Below are 18976 nucleotides of genomic sequence, written 5' to 3' on the forward strand. Positions count from 1 at the left end.
CCATTCCATGGGCACGCGCGACCGCAGAGACATTAGCGCCAGGAGCCAGAGCTTGCTCCAAAATCAAAGCCTTGTCCTCATCTGACCACGACTTCGGTTTCCGCCGCGTTCGCACCGGCTCCGCCGTCAGAATTTCGAACGTACGACCATGATTCATATCTTCACTCATAGGTTTCCCAGCATGATTCATGCTGAAAATGAGCGATTTCGCGTCTCGATGCTACGTGGGATGGCCTGTCCGCTTACGTTTGAGCCCTGCGTGGCGGCATCGCGTTTTGAGGATCAGATTGACCGATTGCGGCGTCAGCGCCCGCCGGTCTATATTGTCCCATTGGTCGATGCGCCGAAACACCGGTCCGGCCTCGATCCCAGCCGCCTCGACCCATTGTTTCAGGGCGTCGACAGGTCGGCCGATCAGGATGACATGGGTGCGGTCGTCGGCCGTCGTCGTCTTGGTGCGGCCGAGATTGATAGTCAGGCAGGGCAGGAGAGGGGAGGCGGTATTCCTAGGGTCGGCATGCACCGGCTCCTCGTCGACCAAATCCTCGATGCGCAGGTCGACGACTTCGGAGCGTCGCCGGCCACCGGCGGCAAAGGCGGTGAGCAGCAGGGCTCGATCGCGAAGATCGACCGGACGATCGCCGGCGCAAGTGGCCAGCAGCTTTGCCAGGATATCGCCGGTGACAGCCTTTCTGCTCTTCCGCTGTCTTGGCCGGGCGCTCGCCCGCACGGCGAGCCGGAGCGCGGTCTTCAGGGATGGGGCAGCAAAAAATCCAGATAGGCCCCGCCAGCGGGTCAGGATCGACCAGGAGGTCAGTCGCCGGCGCACGGTGTCGGGCGCATGCGGGCCGTCGGCGCGCAGCAGGCCCTTTGCACGCATGCCCACCTCGACGTCATCAGGCATGCCATGGCTGGGATCCTCGGCGCGTTCGACCGGATCCCAGAGATGATGGGCGACGAATTTCAACAGTAAACTTTCAGGTGCCGGCCAGGGGAGCGGTGCGCCGATGGCGAGTTCGCACCAGGCTTCGAGATAGCCGAGATCGGAGGCGAGCGCTCTCAGCGTGTTGGCGCCCATGCCTTCCTTGGCGAGATGCTTGAGGGTGGCGACGTCGTCGTCGGTCAAGAGCGTCGCCAGCTGATCGCGGCGGGCAAAGGGCAGGATGGCGTCGAATGCATCGAGTTCCTCGGCGCGTTTCAGCACCGGATCGACGGGGGAGGGGAGGACTTTGGACTTCGACATAGGGCGGCTCTGGCGCTGTGATTTGCCCCGACTTTATCGGTTTTACGGCCTGAAAACCATCACTATCGATACTTGCTACCTATCGATAATGATACACACATCCAAAATCTGTATGACGAACGGAAGTCAGAGTTGATTTCGATTCATTATCGGGAAAGAACAACGTTAATTCATATGGTTACTGGCGGGTAAATTAGAAAATCCTGCCTCGAAATCTGGGGAAGAGGCCTTGTCCTGCTGGTGCTCTCCTACGATAAATGATCACAGCGATTTGGACGGGCGTAACGGGGGATAAAGGTCGCTGATGAATCAGTTCGCTATTGAGAAGCGCGAAGAGGGCGGTTCAAAAGTATGACGGTGCGTCGCCCTTCTTCGACAAAAATCGAGCGCGCCAAATGGATTGCATTGCGCATAAATCAGACGATCCCGGAAAGCGCGCTAGGCGACGACAAGGAGTTATCGGCGTGGATCAAACTCCACGATCCTGCTTCGGACAACCAGATCAAACAGATCAAGCGCTGGGTCGCGTCCGGCAAGATCGAGGCGCCGCCGCGTTACCCGCACGCCATGACCGCAGCGGAGGCCAGGCGTGTTATCGTGGCGAATAAGCCGGCCAGAGCGCGTGGCGAACAGCGCCAAGCACGGCGGGAGCTTCCTTGGCTAGCGCGCAAGCTGCTTTGGCTTTGGATCTTGGTCGGTGTCGCGGTGCCAATGATTGTCGGCGTGTTCATTCCATTATTCTTGCCGTCGACAGAGTGGGCGTCGATGATGATGATACCGAGCATCGTGGTCGGCCTGATATCGGCTGCAGTCTATGTTCTGCTCCTGCGAACCTACCGAGAATTGCGCGATAATAATCCAATACTCATCGGAGGCGCGGCATTGCTTGCCTTTGCCGCCGGCCGGAATATCGCAATTCTTATCGTTCCCATGCTCTTCCCCGCGTTCACTGGTTCGCATGTTGAGCTGCCCTATACAGTGGTACAAATCGACGGATTTGAGAGCAAAGGCTGCCGGCGACCCATCAAACTTGAGGGATTGCCCTTGGTGTTCAGAGAACTGTGCGGTTTCCCGGATAGCTTCAGACAGAGCCTTGCACCTGGCATGCGCTTAAGTGTTGCAGGCTACGGCACTCGCTATGGTCTCTATGTCGAGAGTGCCGGTCCCGCAAATTCCTTAACGACAAACGGCTCAATGCCGCTGCGCGGAGCTCCGGATTAGACGCCCCCCTCTGTGGCGCCGCCGTTTGAGGTTAAAGTCAGGTGGCGGCATTGGGAGAGCGAAACCCGGCCGCTCGCCTGTCCATTCTCATGGATTGCCGCACGCAGGAGACCATTGTTCAGCTAATAGAACCGCTTCTGCCAGCTCCGGGAGGTTTGCGCACAGTCCCTTTTCATTTGCGCGCGGGATAACTGGGAAAATCTCATCGAGTTGGCGCGTCAGCGCTTGACACTCTGCGGTTCCACCTGACGATGTTCGCTCAATCGAAATACTGCGCGATCGGAGTAATACGTTGGCCATTTACCTCGATTTCCGCCAGACTTGGCTATGGCGACAGGCGTTCGAAGCCACTTTTCCGGACACGACCGCGGGCGAACAAGAATATTTTAGAAACCAATACCTGGAAATGCGGGAAAAAGCAGAGCAGCTCGTCTCGCGGATCGCGACCGACCTGCCGGGAATGACCGTCCACGACATCACGCATCTCGATGCGCTCTGGGATATGGCGTCGCTTGCCTGCGAAGACACCGTAACACTCAACCCTGCGGAAGCTTTCGTGTTTGGCGCGGCGGTTCTATTGCATGACGCGGGAATGAGTCTGGCCGCCTTTCCCAACGGCTTGGCAGACCTCAAGCAAACTCTGATATGGAAAGACTCCGTAGCCCGTTATATCGGCAACCAGGAGATCAACGGCGATGCCTCCATAACAGTGGAAAATATTCCCGAAGCCGTGGAGAAGCTGATCATCCCCGACGTCCTTCGTCGTCTGCACGCCGAGCAGGCAGAGCAGCTGGCGGAGCAGAGCTGGGAGGCCGGGGGGATCCGATATAACCTCATTGACGATCCCGCGCTGAGGACGTTCTACGGTACCACGATCGGTCAGATCGCCCATAGTCACTGGTGGTCCGTCTCCAAACTGGAAACCGAATTGAGCGGTAACCTCGGAGGTTTCGCCCAGAAAACTCGCCACGTCGTCGACAAGATCAAGATCGCATGCCTGCTTAGAGTGGCGGATGTCCTTCATATCGATAGTCGCCGAGCGCCCAAATTCATGGGGGCAATCATCAAGCCAACTGGCGTTTCGGCTCAGCACTGGTCGTTTCAGGAGCGGCTTGCAAGACCTCATGTAGAGTCGGACACTGTTGTCTTCACAACGGGCCAGCCGTTCGACCAATCACAAGCGGAAGCATGGTGGCTGGCCTATGATACGATCAGCCTTGTCGATCAGGAATTGAACGACGTCGATCAACTGCTGAAGAGCAGCAATCGGGACGTATTGCGGGTTCGAGGCGTGAAGGGAGCCGGGACGCCGGAGGCACTCGCAAGGACTGTAAAAACGAAGAACTGGCGACCTGTCGATGCTCGCATGAAGATATCGGACGTGCCCCGCGTCATCGAAACATTGGGCGGCGCTAAGCTGTATGGAGACGACCCCACCGTTCCGTTGCGCGAACTCATTCAAAACGCAGCCGATGCGGTTCAGGCTCGTCGCCGTTTTGAGAACAGAACCGATGACTGGGGTAGAATCATCATCTCTTTGGAAAAGCGAGACGACGGGCAATGGCTGACCGTCGAAGACAACGGCATCGGAATGTCGGAGCTGGTGCTGACTGGGCCCCTGCTTGACTTTGGCACTTCATTCTGGCGCTCACCGATGGCGATGGAAGAGTTTCCAGGGCTAATGGCGGCCGGAATGGATTCAATCGGGCGCTTCGGCATTGGCTTTTTCTCCGTCTTCATGCTCGGCAGCGCCGTCAGAGTGTTTTCACGGCGATGCGACAGGGGGGGCGAGACCGGAAGGTTGCTTGAGTTCCGTAGCGGCACTTCGATGAGGCCTATCCTGTCTCAACCGGAATACAAGGCGTTACCACTGGACGGAGGTACGCGGGTCGAAGTCAGACTGGATGCCGACCCGTCTGCACGAGGAGGCCTCTTACACACACCATTTTACATGCGAGGTACATATACGATGTACTCGCTAATCGGCCTTCTAGCGCCCAACCTCAACGTCGCATTGTTCTTGAGAACGGATGGTGTGGAGACTCCGGTAACCCGTCCCGGAGACTGGCTGGACATCGCCGATGGCGAGTTTGCGTCGAGACTTGCGCCATGGCAATCGCCCGAGCACACGCCTGCCAAGTTCATGCGCCTTTTACGGAACGCCGATGAACAAATCGTCGGCCGGGCTGCTATTCAGCCCGAACCACAGTATACGTACCCTCCGCGAGGCGGCTGGGTCACCGTCGCGGGGCTGCGGGCTACGCAACTGAAGAATATCAGTGGGGTTCTTCTGGGTGAAGCCACAACAGCCGCGCGCGACATGGCGATTCCAGTAGTGGACAATGCGGGTCTCGCAGCATGGGCTACAGATCAGGCAAATCTCTTCGCCGAGAGCGTAAGAGACGAGGAATTGCAAGCCCAGGTCGCGGAAGTAGTGCTTGCTTGCGGCGGCGAGCTAGGAACACTGAAAATCGTCCAATATGGCGGCGAGTGGCTTGATCAGCACCAGGTTATCGAATTGGCGGAATCTACGACGCGGATCAGCATCGAACTGGATGGCTATTTTGAATATGAGGAGGACCGTGACCAAGTTTTCCCACGCGACTTCCGACATAACTTCAATATGGCAGCAGACCTGGTGGTCGTGCCAAAGCATGAAGGTCGTATCGTCGGCAGCGTTGCCACGACCTGGCCAGAGAACGAACAGCTGCCGGGTGATCTGAAAACGCGCCTTTCGGCATACGTGTTGGAGTTGATAACCCGTACGTGGGGTGGACGGCTCCAAAGAACGGGTGAAACCAGGGTGGTCGGCGACGTAGATGGAAAGGACATCGAACGCGATGTCGACGTCCTGTCGGTCCATATTGGTGATGTCTGGGACGAGAAGGTCGAATTCTAGGTCTTCCGGTCCAGCGCTGGACCGATGGGCCAAGCTGTACGACGTGACAGCCATCAGACCGATTGCTTTGGTTGCATTCGAGTGTAATCTCGCCACGCAGAAGAAGCGGGATTCGTCGGATGCTCGAGAGAATAAATCTGCACGGTGTGGCAAGCTTTACGGGAACACATCAGTCGCTGCCGAGCCTCAGGCCGATCAACTTCATATATGGTGCGAACGGCTCGGGCAAGACAACGATATCTCGCGTGATAGCTGCCCCGGATCGATATCCGTCATGCGGGCTCGTCTGGGAGCGCGACGTGGCGCTTGAGACACTGGTCTACAATCGCGATTTCGTAACCGACAACTTCACCTCCAGGATGCGCGGCATCTTCACCTTGGGCCAACAAGACGCCGCGATCATCGCGGCAATAGAGGCAGCACGAATGGAGGTTGCGGACATACAGCGCGCCATCGAAGCGAGGACGGCGACACAGAAAGAAAAACAGAGCGATCTGGATGTCTTGGATGAGGCATTCAGGGAGGAGTGCTGGGAAGCGAAAGTTAAATTCGAAGGCAAGTTCAAAGAGGCATTTCAAGGTGTCCTCAACGCCAAAGCCAGTTTCGCGGACCGAATGTTTCGCGAGGCAAACGATAACAAACGCGACGTCCACGCGCTCGAAGACCTGGAACGCAGGGCAGCGACGCTCTTTGGAGAGACCAAGCAACGAGAAAGCCTTATCGCAGCTTTCGAGGCGACCCAATTCGCGGCCATACACTCCTCACCGGTTCTTGGCCGCAGCGTTGTCGGCAAGGACGACGTTGATATCTCTGGGTTGATCAAACGGCTTGGCAACAGTGATTGGGTCAAACAGGGTCTTCAATACTTTCACGACGATCGGTGCCCGTTCTGCCAGCAGTCGACGGATGCACATTTCAGGGCCGAAATCGCCGAGTACTTCGACGAGCAGTTTAACAAGGATATCGAGGACATCAATCGTCTCGCCGAGGACTATGCCTCGCGATCACGAAGCCTTCTATCGCAGCTCGACAGCATGCTCGCTAATCCCAGCAGCTACCTGGACATAGCTTCGTTGACACAACTCAGATCGAGGTTCCAATCTGTATTGAGCCTCAACCAGCAGTATCTGGAGCGAAAAAAGAAAGAGCCCAGCGAAAAGGTCATGCTGGAGACCTTCGTCGATATCTTTCACGAGATTTCCGATGTAATTTCCGCAGCGAACACGAAGATTGCTGCCCACAATGAGCTCGTAGACAACATTGTCACCGAACGAGCCGCTCTTGTCGGTGATGTCTGGCGATACGTTGTGGAGGAGAGCTCACTGGCGATAGGGACCTACCGATCGCGAAGCTCGGACTTGCGGTCCGCCATTGACGGGCTTGGGAAGGGAATAGACTCGAAATCGTCTGCCAAAATCGCCAAGCAGGCAGAGTTGACCGAGTTGGAGAAGACGATCACCAGCGTTCAGCCCACCGTCAATGCCATCAACCAGCTTCTGCTCTCCTTCGGATTCAGGAATTTCCGGCTGGCAACCGCGGGGTCGGATCAGCTTCACTACAGGGTTATTCGCGCCGACGGAACCGATGCAGGTGAAACGCTGAGCGAAGGCGAGAAGACTTTTATCACGTTTCTCTATTTTTACCACCGTATCAGCGGCAGCGTGTCGGAGAGCGGTACGACGTCTCCAAGGGTCGTCGTTTTTGACGATCCGGTTTCCAGCCTCGACAGCGATATCCTCTTCATCGTCAGTAGTCTCATAAAGAAGGTATTCGACAAAGCCCGAGATCAGGCTAGCTCTATCAAGCAGGTTTTTGTCCTAACGCACAACATCTACTTCCATAAGGAAGTGTCGTTCGATCCGTCGCGTGGAACGGATCGCCGGAACTTCGAAACGTTTTGGATCGTCAAGAAGATGGGTGACCATTCGATCGTTGTTGCACATCCGACTAACCCGATAAAATCCTCCTATGAGATGCTGTGGCATGAGGTTCGGGACGACGCGCGGTCGAGTCTCACCATCCAGAACACTCTGCGTCGCATAATCGAAAATTACTTCTTAATCATGGGCAACGTGAACAGGGACGACATAGTCTCGATGTTCGAGGGCGAGGACCAGTTGGTCTGCAACTCCCTCTTTTCGTGGATCAACGATGGATCGCACAGTATTCACGAGGACCTGTATCTTGTGTGCGACGAGCAGACTGTCGAAAGCTATCTTCGGGTCTTCAAGGCGATCTTCGAAAAGAGCGGCCACGGGGGACATTACGATATGATGGTCATTCCGCGTTGATCCGCAGTAGGCAACTGCGGGTCAACGCGGAATGAGCCGATGAACTGCAATTTCGAGGTATTCTTGATCATGGCCTGTGTATCGGCATGGAGTTCGAGTACCGATACACATTGTAAGCCGTTGAAATTACGTTCGTGGGTGGGGTTGCATCGCGACGCTAGTTTACACTCAAGTTCGGAGAGCACTTTGCGGTCATAGAATATTTTCGAGAGCTCCCGGTCAAAGAGACCGCGCGATATGGTAGTGATATCGCTAAATGCTGATCTCGGATGGATCGGCTTTTCAAATTGCATTTTTTGCGTCAAACAATGGCACCTCCTTCCGGGCCGTTCGTGACGCTATAAAGTCCGTCCGAGACGGTCGAGGTCTATCGAAGAAGGGCTCTAAGATTGTCCGCCAGGCGCTTGTTTGTGGCAGCAGGCGTGATATTCCAAATTCCCGCGAGTTCGATAATGGCATCGCCGATTTCGGAGCCGTCATAGGGCTTCTCGGATGTCGTCGTGAATGGTGCATCCGTTTCGGTTAGAACCCTGTCTCTTGGCATCAGGGATACAAGTTCTCTGCCCTTTGCCGAACGGAACATCGGGCAGCCCACCGAAAACCAGCATCCTGCGTCTGCAGCTCTCCGGAGCTGGGCAGGTGTTCCGGAGAACCAGTGCAGGACAGCGGAACCAAATCCTGCATGTTTGTCCAAGGCATCGAGCACCTGACAGGCCGCGCCGCGGCTGTGGATCGAAAGGACACGTCCGCCGGCCGCCCGACACGTCGAGAGGATATGGTTGAAGACGAATTGCTGGTCTTCAAAATGCGCGCGGTGATCCTTGCTGCCATCGAGACCAACCTCGCCGACATAGGGTGTCTCCAATATCAGCCTGTCAAAAAGGCCGAGCTCCGATTTGCGCAGATGGGCAATTTCGGGATGCAGGCCGAGCGCGGTCTTGATCCTCTTTCGTCCTTTCGCCAGTTGCGCGGTCTTGGGAAAAGCCTTGGGTGTCGTGGTGACCGACAGCACGTAGTATCCCGACTCGTCTGCGGCCGCGACCGCACCAGCGGGGTCCTTGAACAGGTCAAGGTGGCAGTGGAAATCTATCAACTAATGACGCCTTCAGATCGCAGATAGTCCGCGACCTCGTACAGTCCTTGATGGTGCACGTCAAACCATCCCTGCCGTTCGACAGCCTCCAGGGGTAGGGGGCCGCTCGCCAGCGCGCGCTTCGTGAGATCTGTCGGCTTTGAAGGACTAACGGCGAAAGCCATCGACATCACGTCATCCTTGGTGTGGACATTATCGTGCGCGATCGCTTGCTGGAGCGTCCAACCATAGTTTGTGGTGTCGGAGATTCCGGCGGCGAAAAAGGCTGACTTCCTGATGATGCAGGGTACACAGTGTCCGCATTGGATACCTTTCCGCTTCCATTTTCCGCAAGAGACGGTGTTCATCGCGGCGCCAATCTCTGATGGACCGGGGCTGAAATCCTTGAGCATCTGTCCCTTGGTCTTGTGGCGGTAGGGATTCTCCAGTTGCGCGCGGATGCCTACCGCATCAAAGATGGCCTGCAACTCGGAGAGATAGTGGGGATGGGTTGTCCGTGTGCTCAATGTCCCGACACGCCTCGGCGTCAATGGTGCGTTGAGCGCGATGAAGCCGTTCTCAGGGACGTAGAGGGGAACCTTCGCACTTGTCCTGTTGAGTTCGGAGATCGCCTCAGCCGCGACGGCAGCGAACGCTACAAAGTTGAAGCTCCTGGTCCGCATGGTGGTGTCGTGGCCGCTGAATTGCCGCATGGGGCTTGCGTTGACGGCGAAACGTTCGGCGCGGCCCTTGAATGTTGGAAACAGGGCATTTTGATACTTGCGGTCGCCGGTGTATGCGTGGCTGACGAGGATCGGCACTCTTTTATTGCGTAGGAGGTTATTGACGCCAATCCAACTGTCCAGGCCGCCGGAGAAGAGGCTGACGCAGTCCACACCGGCGAGGTTCGCGATCCGCTTCTTGTGTGTTTGCATCGCCGAGGGTCTGTTTCTCCCGCCACTCAGGAATGTGAAATTCCAGGTGTCACCGCTCAGAAAGTGCAACGCATGCTCGAGACGTTCCTTCACAGGCTGCCAGGTGTTAGGATTGACCAAAGGAAGCTCGATGTCGAAATCACGGGCCCATCCGTTCTCCCCCAACGCGTTGCGCTGGATGAAGGAGTCCGCGGCCGTAACCGCGAGAGCGATCGAGAGCAAGTCGAACGCGACGGTCGTCGTGTTGGCGCTCAGCCGCTGCACCTGGTCGGCAACGGTGTTTCCTATGTGAGCGGACCCGGCAAGCGCTGTCGCCCCATACAGCCGGACATCGAGTACACCGGAACGACCTGCATTCGCTACGGTGAGCTGCTCGGTGCGGAATTTCAGGTGGCTGACGGTCATTGGTAGCTCTCCCACTCGCGCCAAGCCGTGGTGGTGGCTTCACGCATGAAGTCTTTAATTTCCGCTTGAGTGAACTGGCGAGTGCCGGATCTCAGGTGCTGCTGCAGGGATGTGTCGACGACCGCGCGGATCAGATCGAGAAGGTTTCTTTCACATTCAGCCGTCTTCTTTTCGTCGTCGGCACGGTCCCACGCGCCACCGGCTTCCTCGACGATGTTCTGGAAGATCGACTGCGACATGAATTCCGAAAGCAGGCCGTCGACCACGTCATCGGTCAGCATCTGTGGATCGAAGGTTGCATCGAGGTCGAGCATCAGCGCAACGGCTTCTTGGACGGCAACGTTGATCCGGTCGGCATCCGCCGTTTCGCCCGCGAGGAATTGTCCGAGGATCTGAGCGAAGTAGTMGACCGTCCTGCCGACGAAGCTTTGCGTGTGGAGGCCCGGCACCGAGTTTCCCCGGGCGATGCCCCGCAACGCGGAGAACATATCGCCGCCTGCGGTGTAGACATTGCCAAAACGACGAGGACCGACGTCGCGGCCACCAGTCGCTGTTCGCGCGAAATGACCGAGCGAGGTCTTTATGTCTGCCTTGTTCCCGCCGTCCGCTATTGCTTTTCCGAAAGTGGTCCTAAACGTCCGGAACCGTTGAGGTTCCGGAGTGGGAAGCTTCTTGTCGGGCTGGTCGTCAGCCCATGACGGCACTAGCGGCTGACTTGCATTCGATCCCCGTGACGACGCCGACGTCCCCATTTCATCCTCATTTGTTGATGCCCAGTATCATGTGCTTGAGCCACGGGGGCTGGTCGGGGATCCGTGAGAGAAGGCCCATAAGGATTCCCGCTGTCTCTGGCTTCTCTTGGGCCAGGACGATCGCACCGTTCAAATCCCCTCGCTTAGTGCTCCAGTCACTGTTCTGGCGCAGTGACGAGACAAGCTCGTGCATGACTTCCTGGAGTTCGGCGGCTGGTATCTTTTCGATTGCCGTTTTCGCCGCCTTAGATGCGAGTGTCGGAACCTTCAATAGCTCGCCGACCGCGTCCCTGGACGCCTGCGAAAGCGTCTTGGAAGCTAGGCGTAGCGGCAATGTCTCGCGCGCGAGATAGATGGCAGGACGAAGGTCTACGCCGTTGAGTGGCGGCTCGAGGCCGAGCCACTCCATAACGAACGGACGGTGTTGCTCCAATGCGTCCGGAAGCGTCAGCGTCGCCCTCCGCGCCGGGTCGAATAGCTCGGGTTTTCCATTCCCGGCGTTGTTGATCAGCTCCAGCAGGGCCTTGAACGTGCCTTCGTCGGTGCAGCGTTCGAACAAGGCAAGCTTGGTGATGATGGCCTCGTCGAGCTCCATGTTCCGCCGCTTTGCTGTCGCATATCGCATCCGAATGACGTTCATCATACGCTTGATCAGGCGAGGATTGCCGCTAACCGCCTTCGAGTGGGCAAGGATCGGAGCGATACGGAATGCCGTATCGATCTGTGCCTCTAAGGATCTCTCTCCACCCAAGATCGAGACGACTTTGTCCTGTTCGAGCGGGGCGTCGGTCCGCCATGAATTCTGAATGCTATCGATAAGATACTCGCGCAGCTTGTCGATTTCGACAGACCCAGCCCCGGACCGGGTCGCGATTAGCATGCAAAGGTAGGACGTGACCTCGCGCAAGCCTAGTTGCGGCACTGCAACCGGAAACTGGATCATCTTGTCGAGGTAGTCGATCACGTGTCTGGGAGAAGCGCCCTTGAATTGGGATTGAACAGCGTGCCTGATGATGTCGACGTCGGCGGCGACAATAAACGCGGTCTTGTCCATCGACAGGAACAGCCGCATGGCCTCGAGGCTTCTGATGGCGTTTTCGGGTAGGCAGCGGTCGAGATTGTCAACGAATACCACCAGCCGCTTTTGCATCTTTCCTAAGACATCGCCGAACTCGGCTTTGAATGCCTCGATCTCCTCGGGCGGCGATTTTATTTCCTTGGGTGAAATCAAACCGGACGTCTTCTCTTTCGCTGCAGTCGCTCCTTCCTTGAAGTTGGCGAAATCCTCTTCCTTGATGTCTCCGTTCCACAGGTTTTGTGCCGAGTTCATCACTTTCGAGGCCGCACCCATCGTCGGAAAACCCACGGCGGCAAGCCCGACCTCCAAGCCGAGACCGAGAAGGCGGAGTTTCTTCGTCCGACGAAAGAGATCGAGTGCCTTTTCCTTCAATGTCGCCGGGGCTGCCGATAGTAACTGCGAAGCAATTACCGTCATGAGTGCAGATTTAGCTTCATCATAACCCTGGTACAGCCAGGCATCGAATTCGACGATGACTGTGTCGCTCCGCTGCGACAAAGTTTTTTCAACAAGATTGAGGACACTCGATTTGCCAGCGCCCCATCCGCCGTATACACCGACCGAAAGCGGAAGAAGTGTCGCGTCCGTGACCATTTCACAGATCAGTTCGGCGACTTCAGTATAGTTGAGGTAATCTTCGTCTGTTTCGTTGTCTGACCACATGTGTCTACATTGCGGCAGTAGAGTGCGAGGTCAAGTGCTCCTAACGCGTATCAAGAATACTGCACAACTTTTTGGTGATCTGACAATTTTAAATCTAGTAGAGGACGTGAGAGGTGCGGGCAGATCCGGGCCGATGGTCCCGAAAGCCGATGTGCAGCGGCGCATATCAAACATCTGGCCATCCTCCCATTGCAGAGCAACACGAGTTAGGTGCAACCGTCTCCCGTGAATGTGCTGCTGGATGAAACGTATCTTTCCGGATTCGTGCGCAACCGAGTACAGGCAAGTCATCGTGAACGGTCAAGCCGACCGAAATGGACCGCTCCTTCCCGCCTGGGGACGAGATCATGATACACTAGACTTTAGGCAAAGTGCCTGTGCTGACATGGGGAACGCGCCAGATAGTCGACGATCGTGCATGCTATTGGCGGGATTGCAGCCTTAAAAGGCAATGGGACGATCCGAGCGAAAAGATATGATCTTTGGGAGAGTTTTGCATGACTACGTTCGCATCCATCCTGCCCACCGTCCTTTCGGTGCTCTCGTTATGTTTGTCGGTGTTCACGCTTTGGATGACACAATTGCGCCGAGGAAAGCTGAAAATGACGCAGCCGACGCTTGTTTGCCTTAAGCGGGAGCAGCCGTCAGGTCGGTATAAGCTGTTCGTTCGGACGCTGCTTTATGCGACTGCGATCAAGGGTTGTGGTGTTGAGCTGATGTTTGCTCAGGTGACAACGAACTACGGGTCCTACCTCTTCGACTTCTGGGGACACACCGAGAGCGGCAAGCTCACACTCGGCAGTGGTTTGTTCGTCGGGCAAACCGGCGTCACCGCTGACCATCATTTCAATCCCCGCCGCGATGCCATGGAATTTCTCTTTGTTGACGGCCCATATCACATTGAGCTCTTTGCAAGAATCGTGGGCATCAAAAAGCCGATCAAGCTGCAGGAAGTAGAATTTACTCTTGATGGCCTGCAGGCAGGCAGTTTGATTCAGATCCTGGATACCGAGCTTTTCCTGTACTGGAACCCTGAAACAGGAGGCTATGAGAGCGAATTGCGACGAGGTGACAGAACATTTCACACTAGGCCGCCAGACTTTCCTTCCTGGTTTAACCTTAATGGTGGAGAGGCCGAAAAAGCCGAACTTTAATGGCCCTTTCGTAAAGGGCTAATTGAGGTGCAGCCGTTATTAAGCTGAAGCGTAAGCGCTGTCTCACTTGCTCCTTGAACATTATGTTTTGTCTTTTCGAAAGCTCTCGCCACCACGAGGCGGCGGCGGCGGCAAGTTCGCGCCTTCATTTCGGTCGTACAAGATAGCTCTGAGCATTCCCGATAGCTGTCGCTCCGCCATCCTTCCGGCCACTGCTGCGCTTTCAATCCAGCCGTGGGTAAAGTCGCGCGGGGAGGATCAGAAGACACCGCAAGCCAAAGATTAGGGCGAGTTGCAAGATGGAATCCCCACGCCTATAGGCGAGGGGCAGGAGGTTTGGGGAAGTGGATGGCCTGAGAGTTATCATCGCTATGAAGCGGCATTTAAAGAACATCTCGAGATCGACGATTCAAACGTGCGCCAGGTCGCAGACGCTGTCGACCCTGAGGTGCCGAATGATAACTCGCTAGATGATGCGAAGTCTTTTCTTGGTGAATTGGTTCCTTCACCGGAGGAGAGCAGCAATGCTGGTTCGGACGATGGCAAAAGCGGCACGTCGTAGCTCGCGTTCGCAGCTCAAGCTAACGAGGGCGCTCCGGCTTCGGTTCTTACTCCGACTAGAGGCATTTGTTGCATCCGGGTAAAAGTTGTGACCAGTGCCGCTTAGCGCCTTCCTTCCGGCCATCGCGCCAGGTTTGCCTTATCGCTAAGTGAGCATTCCATCATGGTCGCACGAGTCACCGCTCGCCGAATACAGTCAACATTCGTTATCACGCTACATAGCGATATCATATGGTTGCTTCCTCAAGGCGACGTAGTGTGCAACGGCGTGTGATGCGTATACCGACCGGACTGAAAACAAGTAAGGTCAGCTCTTGAGGAATTTCAGACGGATAGCTCTTTGTATCAACGGGGTCGTCGGTTCTGATCCCTTCAAGAGCGTAGATCGGAGCGTAAATGATATGCGGGAAGCCGGCTCCATGACGCTTGTCGCGTTTCAAGCACAAACCTTCCGTCCTGTACACTTCGAACCGCGGACGCTGTGAGGAGCCCTATTTCACTTGGAAAGCGGCGGCAAACACGGAGCGTCTAATCCATGAAACGGATCGCGCCAGGCTTCGATCTGGTTCAATCGATCAGACCAGCGTCTAATAGCTGGATAGTCCTCTATCGGGAGGCGCGCCACGTCGTTGAAGGGTAAGAACGTCGCCATTCGAAAATCGGCAAACGAGATCGTTTCGCCGAGGATCCATGGTCGATCGGCCAGCTCACTTTCGAGAATGACTGCCGCCTTGTGGAATTGTCGCAGGCCCTCCGCAACCATCGTCTCGTCACACGGCCCGATACCGTAGCGCAGCTTCGTGCCACGCTCCCAATGAACGGTGTCACACGCCTTCATGAAGTTCTCCTTCGCCCAACTGATCCAGCGGATCATGTCCGGCTCTTCGCCGTCGGTTCTCCAGAAGTTCGACCCCGTATGTCTGGATAGCCAGCAGGCGATGGCATCACTTTCCCAAAGCGTTCGACCGGAGTGCTCCAAAATTGGCAGAAGAAGGTTTGGGTTGAGCGGCAGATATCGCTCCGCTTGTCCGGGAGCCATTGGTGCGGCGAACTCGAATGCGACATCTGTTTTCAGGAGCCGCGCAACGGCAACTGCAAGGCGCGGATTGGGGTTTCTGCTGAAATATAACTTCATTCGCCTTGCCTCCCGTGTCCTTACTGAAAAGGCGAACGAAGGTTCCTCCTTTCGCCCGTGAAACAGTATCCGAGGACGCCCCGCAGAGAGGGGCTTAGCTGTTAAAATACCCGCTGTTTTTGGAGAAACGAGCGATTGCTGGTCTGCGTCACTCAAGACCCCATTGATGTTTCGATTTTCCCATCAAATCCACGTTTATGAAGTGGATCTCAGCGCGGTCATTGTTCGGAGCCGATCGACAAAAGGCCTTTGCGGGCTCGGGACGCCTCCCTCTCCATCTGTTGCTGCCGTTCTCGCCGGGTCGCTAGACAACGCTGCTTCCGCCGAGGGCGGCTGCCAGGGTCGTGATAAAGCTGGCGCCACCGCGCCCATCCGGGTCTGCGACATCGGCGGGATGGGCGATCACGGCGCCTGGAGCCGCGGGATCTGGGCCTGGCCATAGGGGAAGCAGCTTTCCCCGATTGGAGCCGGCGGCGAGGGCATCGGCGAAAGCCTCGTGCGCGCTGACGGGCTGGTGAAGCCTGACCCAATCGCCCGAGGGGGCGGCGACGCTGTTTGCGGGCGCTCCTCCACCAACCGGCGTTGGCCCAACCCCTAAATGCAGCCCCATCAGGGCTTTTCGGTGTGCCCGAATGGCGACGCATGCCCCGCGATCCATCTGCCAGTCGACAAGTGCCACATCGGTTGCACCGTCGAAGGTGAGGCCGCGACGGCTGATCGAGGAAGTGCCTTGCAGGCACCAGACGTCGTCGACGATGACCGTCGTGCTACGGATCGTCAGCGGTCGACCAGGCATGCCCATCGGATGGCCGATCACGACCCGTGGCCGCTGCCCATTGAGGCCATCGACCATGCCTCCCGCCAGAGCGAGCGTTGTCGCCACTTCGAGTCGGTTGGCATAGAAGTAGGCAGAAAAGGGCTCATACCCTTTCACGAAGGGCGGTTCGCGCGGCACGAGGATAACCACGCGCAGGCGTGGTTCTATGGTCAAGCGGTTGGCGAGCACGTTCACAAGGTCGACCGCTGCCACTGGGTCCTGCGGCGGGCCGGCGTCGTGCGTCGTATGTGCCAGCAGCGGTGTCTCGATGTAGACGAGTTCTCGAGCGTGCGCGATGGCGCGACGGAGCGCCCATTGCGCGTCGCGGCGACCGTAGTTGGAAGTTCGAAGCTCGCGTGCAATCTGCCGGTGCAATTCCGGATCGTTCGGCGTTGATACCCAATTGCCGAGTTGCGTGGTGACCCAATTAACAGCTGCGGCGATGTCGGTGTCGGGGATAATCGCAAGCTCCGGCGTCTCGACATAGGCCGGTACGGTCTGCAGCACCGCGGCCGCGATAGTCGAAGGCGCCGCCGGCGCAGCGGGTGGGACGGAGGTGGCGTTCGCCTGAAGCAGAACCCAATTGGTCGGTAGGCCGGCGATTGGCCCTGACTGGAAGACTTGCGCAACGTCGGCGGTCGGCACAACCGGCCGCGCCCGGTGCGCCGCGGCGATCCAGAGATCAAAGCCGATCTGGCTTGTAGCGGCAAGGCTCGGTGCATGCACTTCGTGCCAACCCGCGCCGCCGGGATTGGCGAGGCGGGGAGATTGGGCATCGGCCTCGCGCGTCAGGAAGGCGCCCGTGAGCATCGACCGGTAAATATCGGCGGCGGCTCCGGGTTGTAGCTGCAGCGCAAAGAGGCTCTCGTTGCGCGACATCGTCGGCAGCCGTGGCGCTTCGCGCGGATTGGCATCGGTCGAGAGATGGCGAACGACACCCTGGATAAAGGCAATCGGGTCGCCAAGTGCTGCCGCCAGCGGAAAAGGTCCGCGGGACGGAGCGCCGATCATCGGATTGGACGCCGTACCGCGCCAGAACATCGAAGCGAGGAAATTGGCAGGCGGCAGCGGAGGAGCCGGCACATCAGCACCGACAGTCAAGTGCAGATTGCCGATCAGCTTGACGCGTGGCACGGCGCCGGCGGCAGTCAACCAGGTCAGTGCTGCATCCATGCGCAGTGTCGTCGTGCCGCCGGGGCGAACTGCGTTGAGGCCGAGGTTGAAGGGATCAACCATTCGTACGGTGTCGGTTGCCGCGCCAGTGGTAATGGTGGCATTGCCGTCGGCACGCCGCAGCAAGGGTTGCTCGTCCGGCGAAACCCCCATGAGGATCTGGATCGGATAGAAGCGGATGGCGACGCCTGCCGGCAGCCCGGCTGGCAGTGTGACGAGGACGTCGTTGCTACCGGCGATCCAGTTGGCTACGGCGGTCTTGATCGGCGCCAGCGCTGCCATGACGTTGGCGTCATTGCCAGGAACCGGCGTCGCAGCGGGTGCGATCGGCCAGGCGCCATTCGGTCCCGGGATATTCGGGAGGGGCCACTGGCCGCCGTCAAAGAAGGAGCTTGCGGCGAACATCGGGCCGGTCTGGAACGCCGCCGCCGGATTGCCACCTTGCAGATTGAGGATGACTTGCCCGATCCAGCCGAGCGCCGAGCGACTCTCCGTGAACAGGGTAATCGGGCTGCCTTCCCTGAGGATGGAGGCCTGCGAGGCGTTGGTCCTGACGTCGGCACCCGGTACGCCGTCGCGCGCGGTCAGCGTGAGGTTCCCCAAGAGGTGGAACGTTGGATCGCAAACGGCAAGGCGCATCGTGTCTCGCGCCGGCCTCTGCGGGCCGGCCGCCGGCCAGCTCACGGGCAGGTTGTTCAACCGGCCCTGTACCTGCCAACCAAAGCGGAGCAGCGCCGGCGTGGTCAGGGCACTTTGCGTGCCGCTTGGATCGGCATCGGCGGCGATGGTCGCCCCGGACGGGAATGCATAAACGAGGCCGTCGCCTATGTGCTGGCCCTGCGTCGGTGCGGCGCCGCCCGCCCCTGCGGTATAGAGGCTGATACCAGCGTTGACGCCGGGAGGATCCTGCCAGGGGCGGCCGTGCAGATCGACAGCATGGATGAAGTTGCCAGCGGGAGCGCAGCCAGCGATGGCAGCAAGCGTTCCGGCTGGCGCTCCAGCCGGCGCGGGGCCACCTGCAGCCGGGGTGCTGGCGATCATCGCCGCGAGCGCCGCCGCGAAGGCAAAGGGATCGACCGCAAGGCCATGTTCATCATACATCGTTACGTCGCCGGCCGGCATGATTTGCTCGCCAGCATTGGCGATCCACGGCGTCGCGAAGGTCATGCCAGGGTTGGTGATCAGGAACATAGCGGGTATTGGCCGGATCGACCGGTCGGGCGGCCCCGCATTGGCCGGCTGCAAATTGCTGACTATGAGGCGTTCGAGCCGCAACCTCGCTTGGGGGTGGATGCGAAAGACGACGGCGTTGCCGGTTGTTGTCGGCCATGGCGTACCGTCGAGACGAGACAGTCCGAGGCTTGTGGGATTGGGCTCGGTAATCAGCATGCCGGCCAGCGGGGCGTACCATTGCGCGGCGACTGTGAAGCTGAAATTGCCAACATTTGCCACCGGCAGCGCTTGGGTCCAGACGGGCGAGAGCAGGGGGCCGGCCAGGCCCAAGGATGCAAGCCCATCGCTGTTCAATCGCTGCCGGATGTCACCCTGGCCCGCAACGGTTATTGCCATGGTGCGCT

The 18976-nt window shown here is 57.8% G+C and carries 12 protein-coding genes and 1 pseudogene; 5 read left to right on the forward strand and 8 right to left on the reverse strand.

The features are described from left to right. Both QD461_RS33485 and QD461_RS33490 read right to left on the reverse strand, forming a co-directional pair. A partial coding sequence (locus tag QD461_RS33485) for a transposase (RefSeq protein ID WP_414091292.1) occupies positions 1-190 on the reverse strand: 190 nt, incomplete at its 3' end. Positions 191-250: 60 nt separating this feature from the next. Next, a pseudogene (locus tag QD461_RS33490) lies at positions 251-1243 on the reverse strand (integrase); the annotation flags it as partial. A 351-nt stretch (positions 1244-1594) separates the two neighbouring features. Here QD461_RS33490 and QD461_RS33495 point away from each other — a divergent pair. From QD461_RS33495 to QD461_RS33505, 3 genes are all read left to right on the forward strand, one after another. Next, on the forward strand, positions 1595-2464 hold the full coding sequence (locus QD461_RS33495) for a hypothetical protein (RefSeq protein ID WP_414091293.1): 870 nt from the start codon (positions 1595-1597) through the stop codon (positions 2462-2464). Between the two features lie 292 nt (positions 2465-2756). After that, positions 2757-5363, forward strand: coding sequence for an ATP-binding protein (locus tag QD461_RS33500; RefSeq protein ID WP_414091294.1), 2607 nt, complete (start codon positions 2757-2759; stop codon positions 5361-5363). A gap of 119 nt (positions 5364-5482) precedes the next feature. Continuing rightward, positions 5483-7654, forward strand: coding sequence for an AAA family ATPase (locus QD461_RS33505; protein WP_414091295.1), 2172 nt, complete (start codon positions 5483-5485; stop codon positions 7652-7654). Positions 7655-8021: 367 nt separating this feature from the next. On the opposite strand, the gene qatD is transcribed toward QD461_RS33505, so the two are convergent. The 4 genes from qatD to QD461_RS33525 all read right to left on the reverse strand — a co-directional run bounded on the left by qatD (position 8022) and on the right by QD461_RS33525 (position 12559). Continuing rightward, positions 8022-8747, reverse strand: coding sequence for a Qat anti-phage system TatD family nuclease QatD (gene qatD, locus QD461_RS33510; protein ID WP_414091296.1), 726 nt, complete (start codon positions 8745-8747; stop codon positions 8022-8024). Then, entirely contained in the window at positions 8744-10066 is a 1323-nt protein-coding gene (qatC, locus tag QD461_RS33515) for a Qat anti-phage system QueC-like protein QatC (RefSeq protein ID WP_414091297.1), read from the reverse strand. The genes qatD and qatC overlap by 4 nt, the downstream gene beginning before the upstream one ends. Further along, positions 10063-10554: a hypothetical protein gene (locus QD461_RS33520; RefSeq protein WP_414091298.1), complete on the reverse strand. Its 492-nt coding sequence runs from the start codon at positions 10552-10554 to the stop codon at positions 10063-10065. Before QD461_RS33520 ends, qatC begins: the two co-directional genes overlap by 4 nt. A gap of 271 nt (positions 10555-10825) precedes the next feature. Next, a complete protein-coding gene (locus tag QD461_RS33525) occupies positions 10826-12559 on the reverse strand; it encodes a P-loop NTPase fold protein (RefSeq protein ID WP_414091299.1) in 1734 nt (577 codons plus the stop codon). A 497-nt stretch (positions 12560-13056) separates the two neighbouring features. On the opposite strand from QD461_RS33525, the gene QD461_RS33530 reads away from it, so the two are divergent. Both QD461_RS33530 and QD461_RS33535 read left to right on the forward strand, forming a co-directional pair. Further along, a complete protein-coding gene (locus QD461_RS33530) occupies positions 13057-13713 on the forward strand; it encodes a hypothetical protein (RefSeq protein ID WP_414091300.1) in 657 nt (218 codons plus the stop codon). A 292-nt stretch (positions 13714-14005) separates the two neighbouring features. Continuing rightward, positions 14006-14275, forward strand: a complete 270-nt coding sequence (locus QD461_RS33535; protein WP_414091301.1) for a hypothetical protein — start codon at positions 14006-14008, stop codon at positions 14273-14275. A 495-nt stretch (positions 14276-14770) separates the two neighbouring features. Here QD461_RS33535 and QD461_RS33540 read toward each other — a convergent pair whose 3' ends face one another. After that, a complete protein-coding gene (locus QD461_RS33540) occupies positions 14771-15409 on the reverse strand; it encodes a glutathione S-transferase family protein (protein WP_414091307.1) in 639 nt (212 codons plus the stop codon). Between the two features lie 304 nt (positions 15410-15713). Next, positions 15714-18968 carry a hypothetical protein gene (locus QD461_RS33545; RefSeq protein WP_414091302.1) on the reverse strand — a complete coding sequence of 1085 codons (3255 nt, stop codon included), beginning with the start codon at positions 18966-18968 and terminating at the stop codon, positions 15714-15716. Positions 18969-18976 lie beyond the last annotated feature (8 nt).

It is taken from the genome of Rhizobium sp. BR 314 (genome assembly GCF_047445805.1).
Lineage (GTDB): Bacteria > Pseudomonadota > Alphaproteobacteria > Rhizobiales > Rhizobiaceae > Rhizobium > Rhizobium lusitanum_B.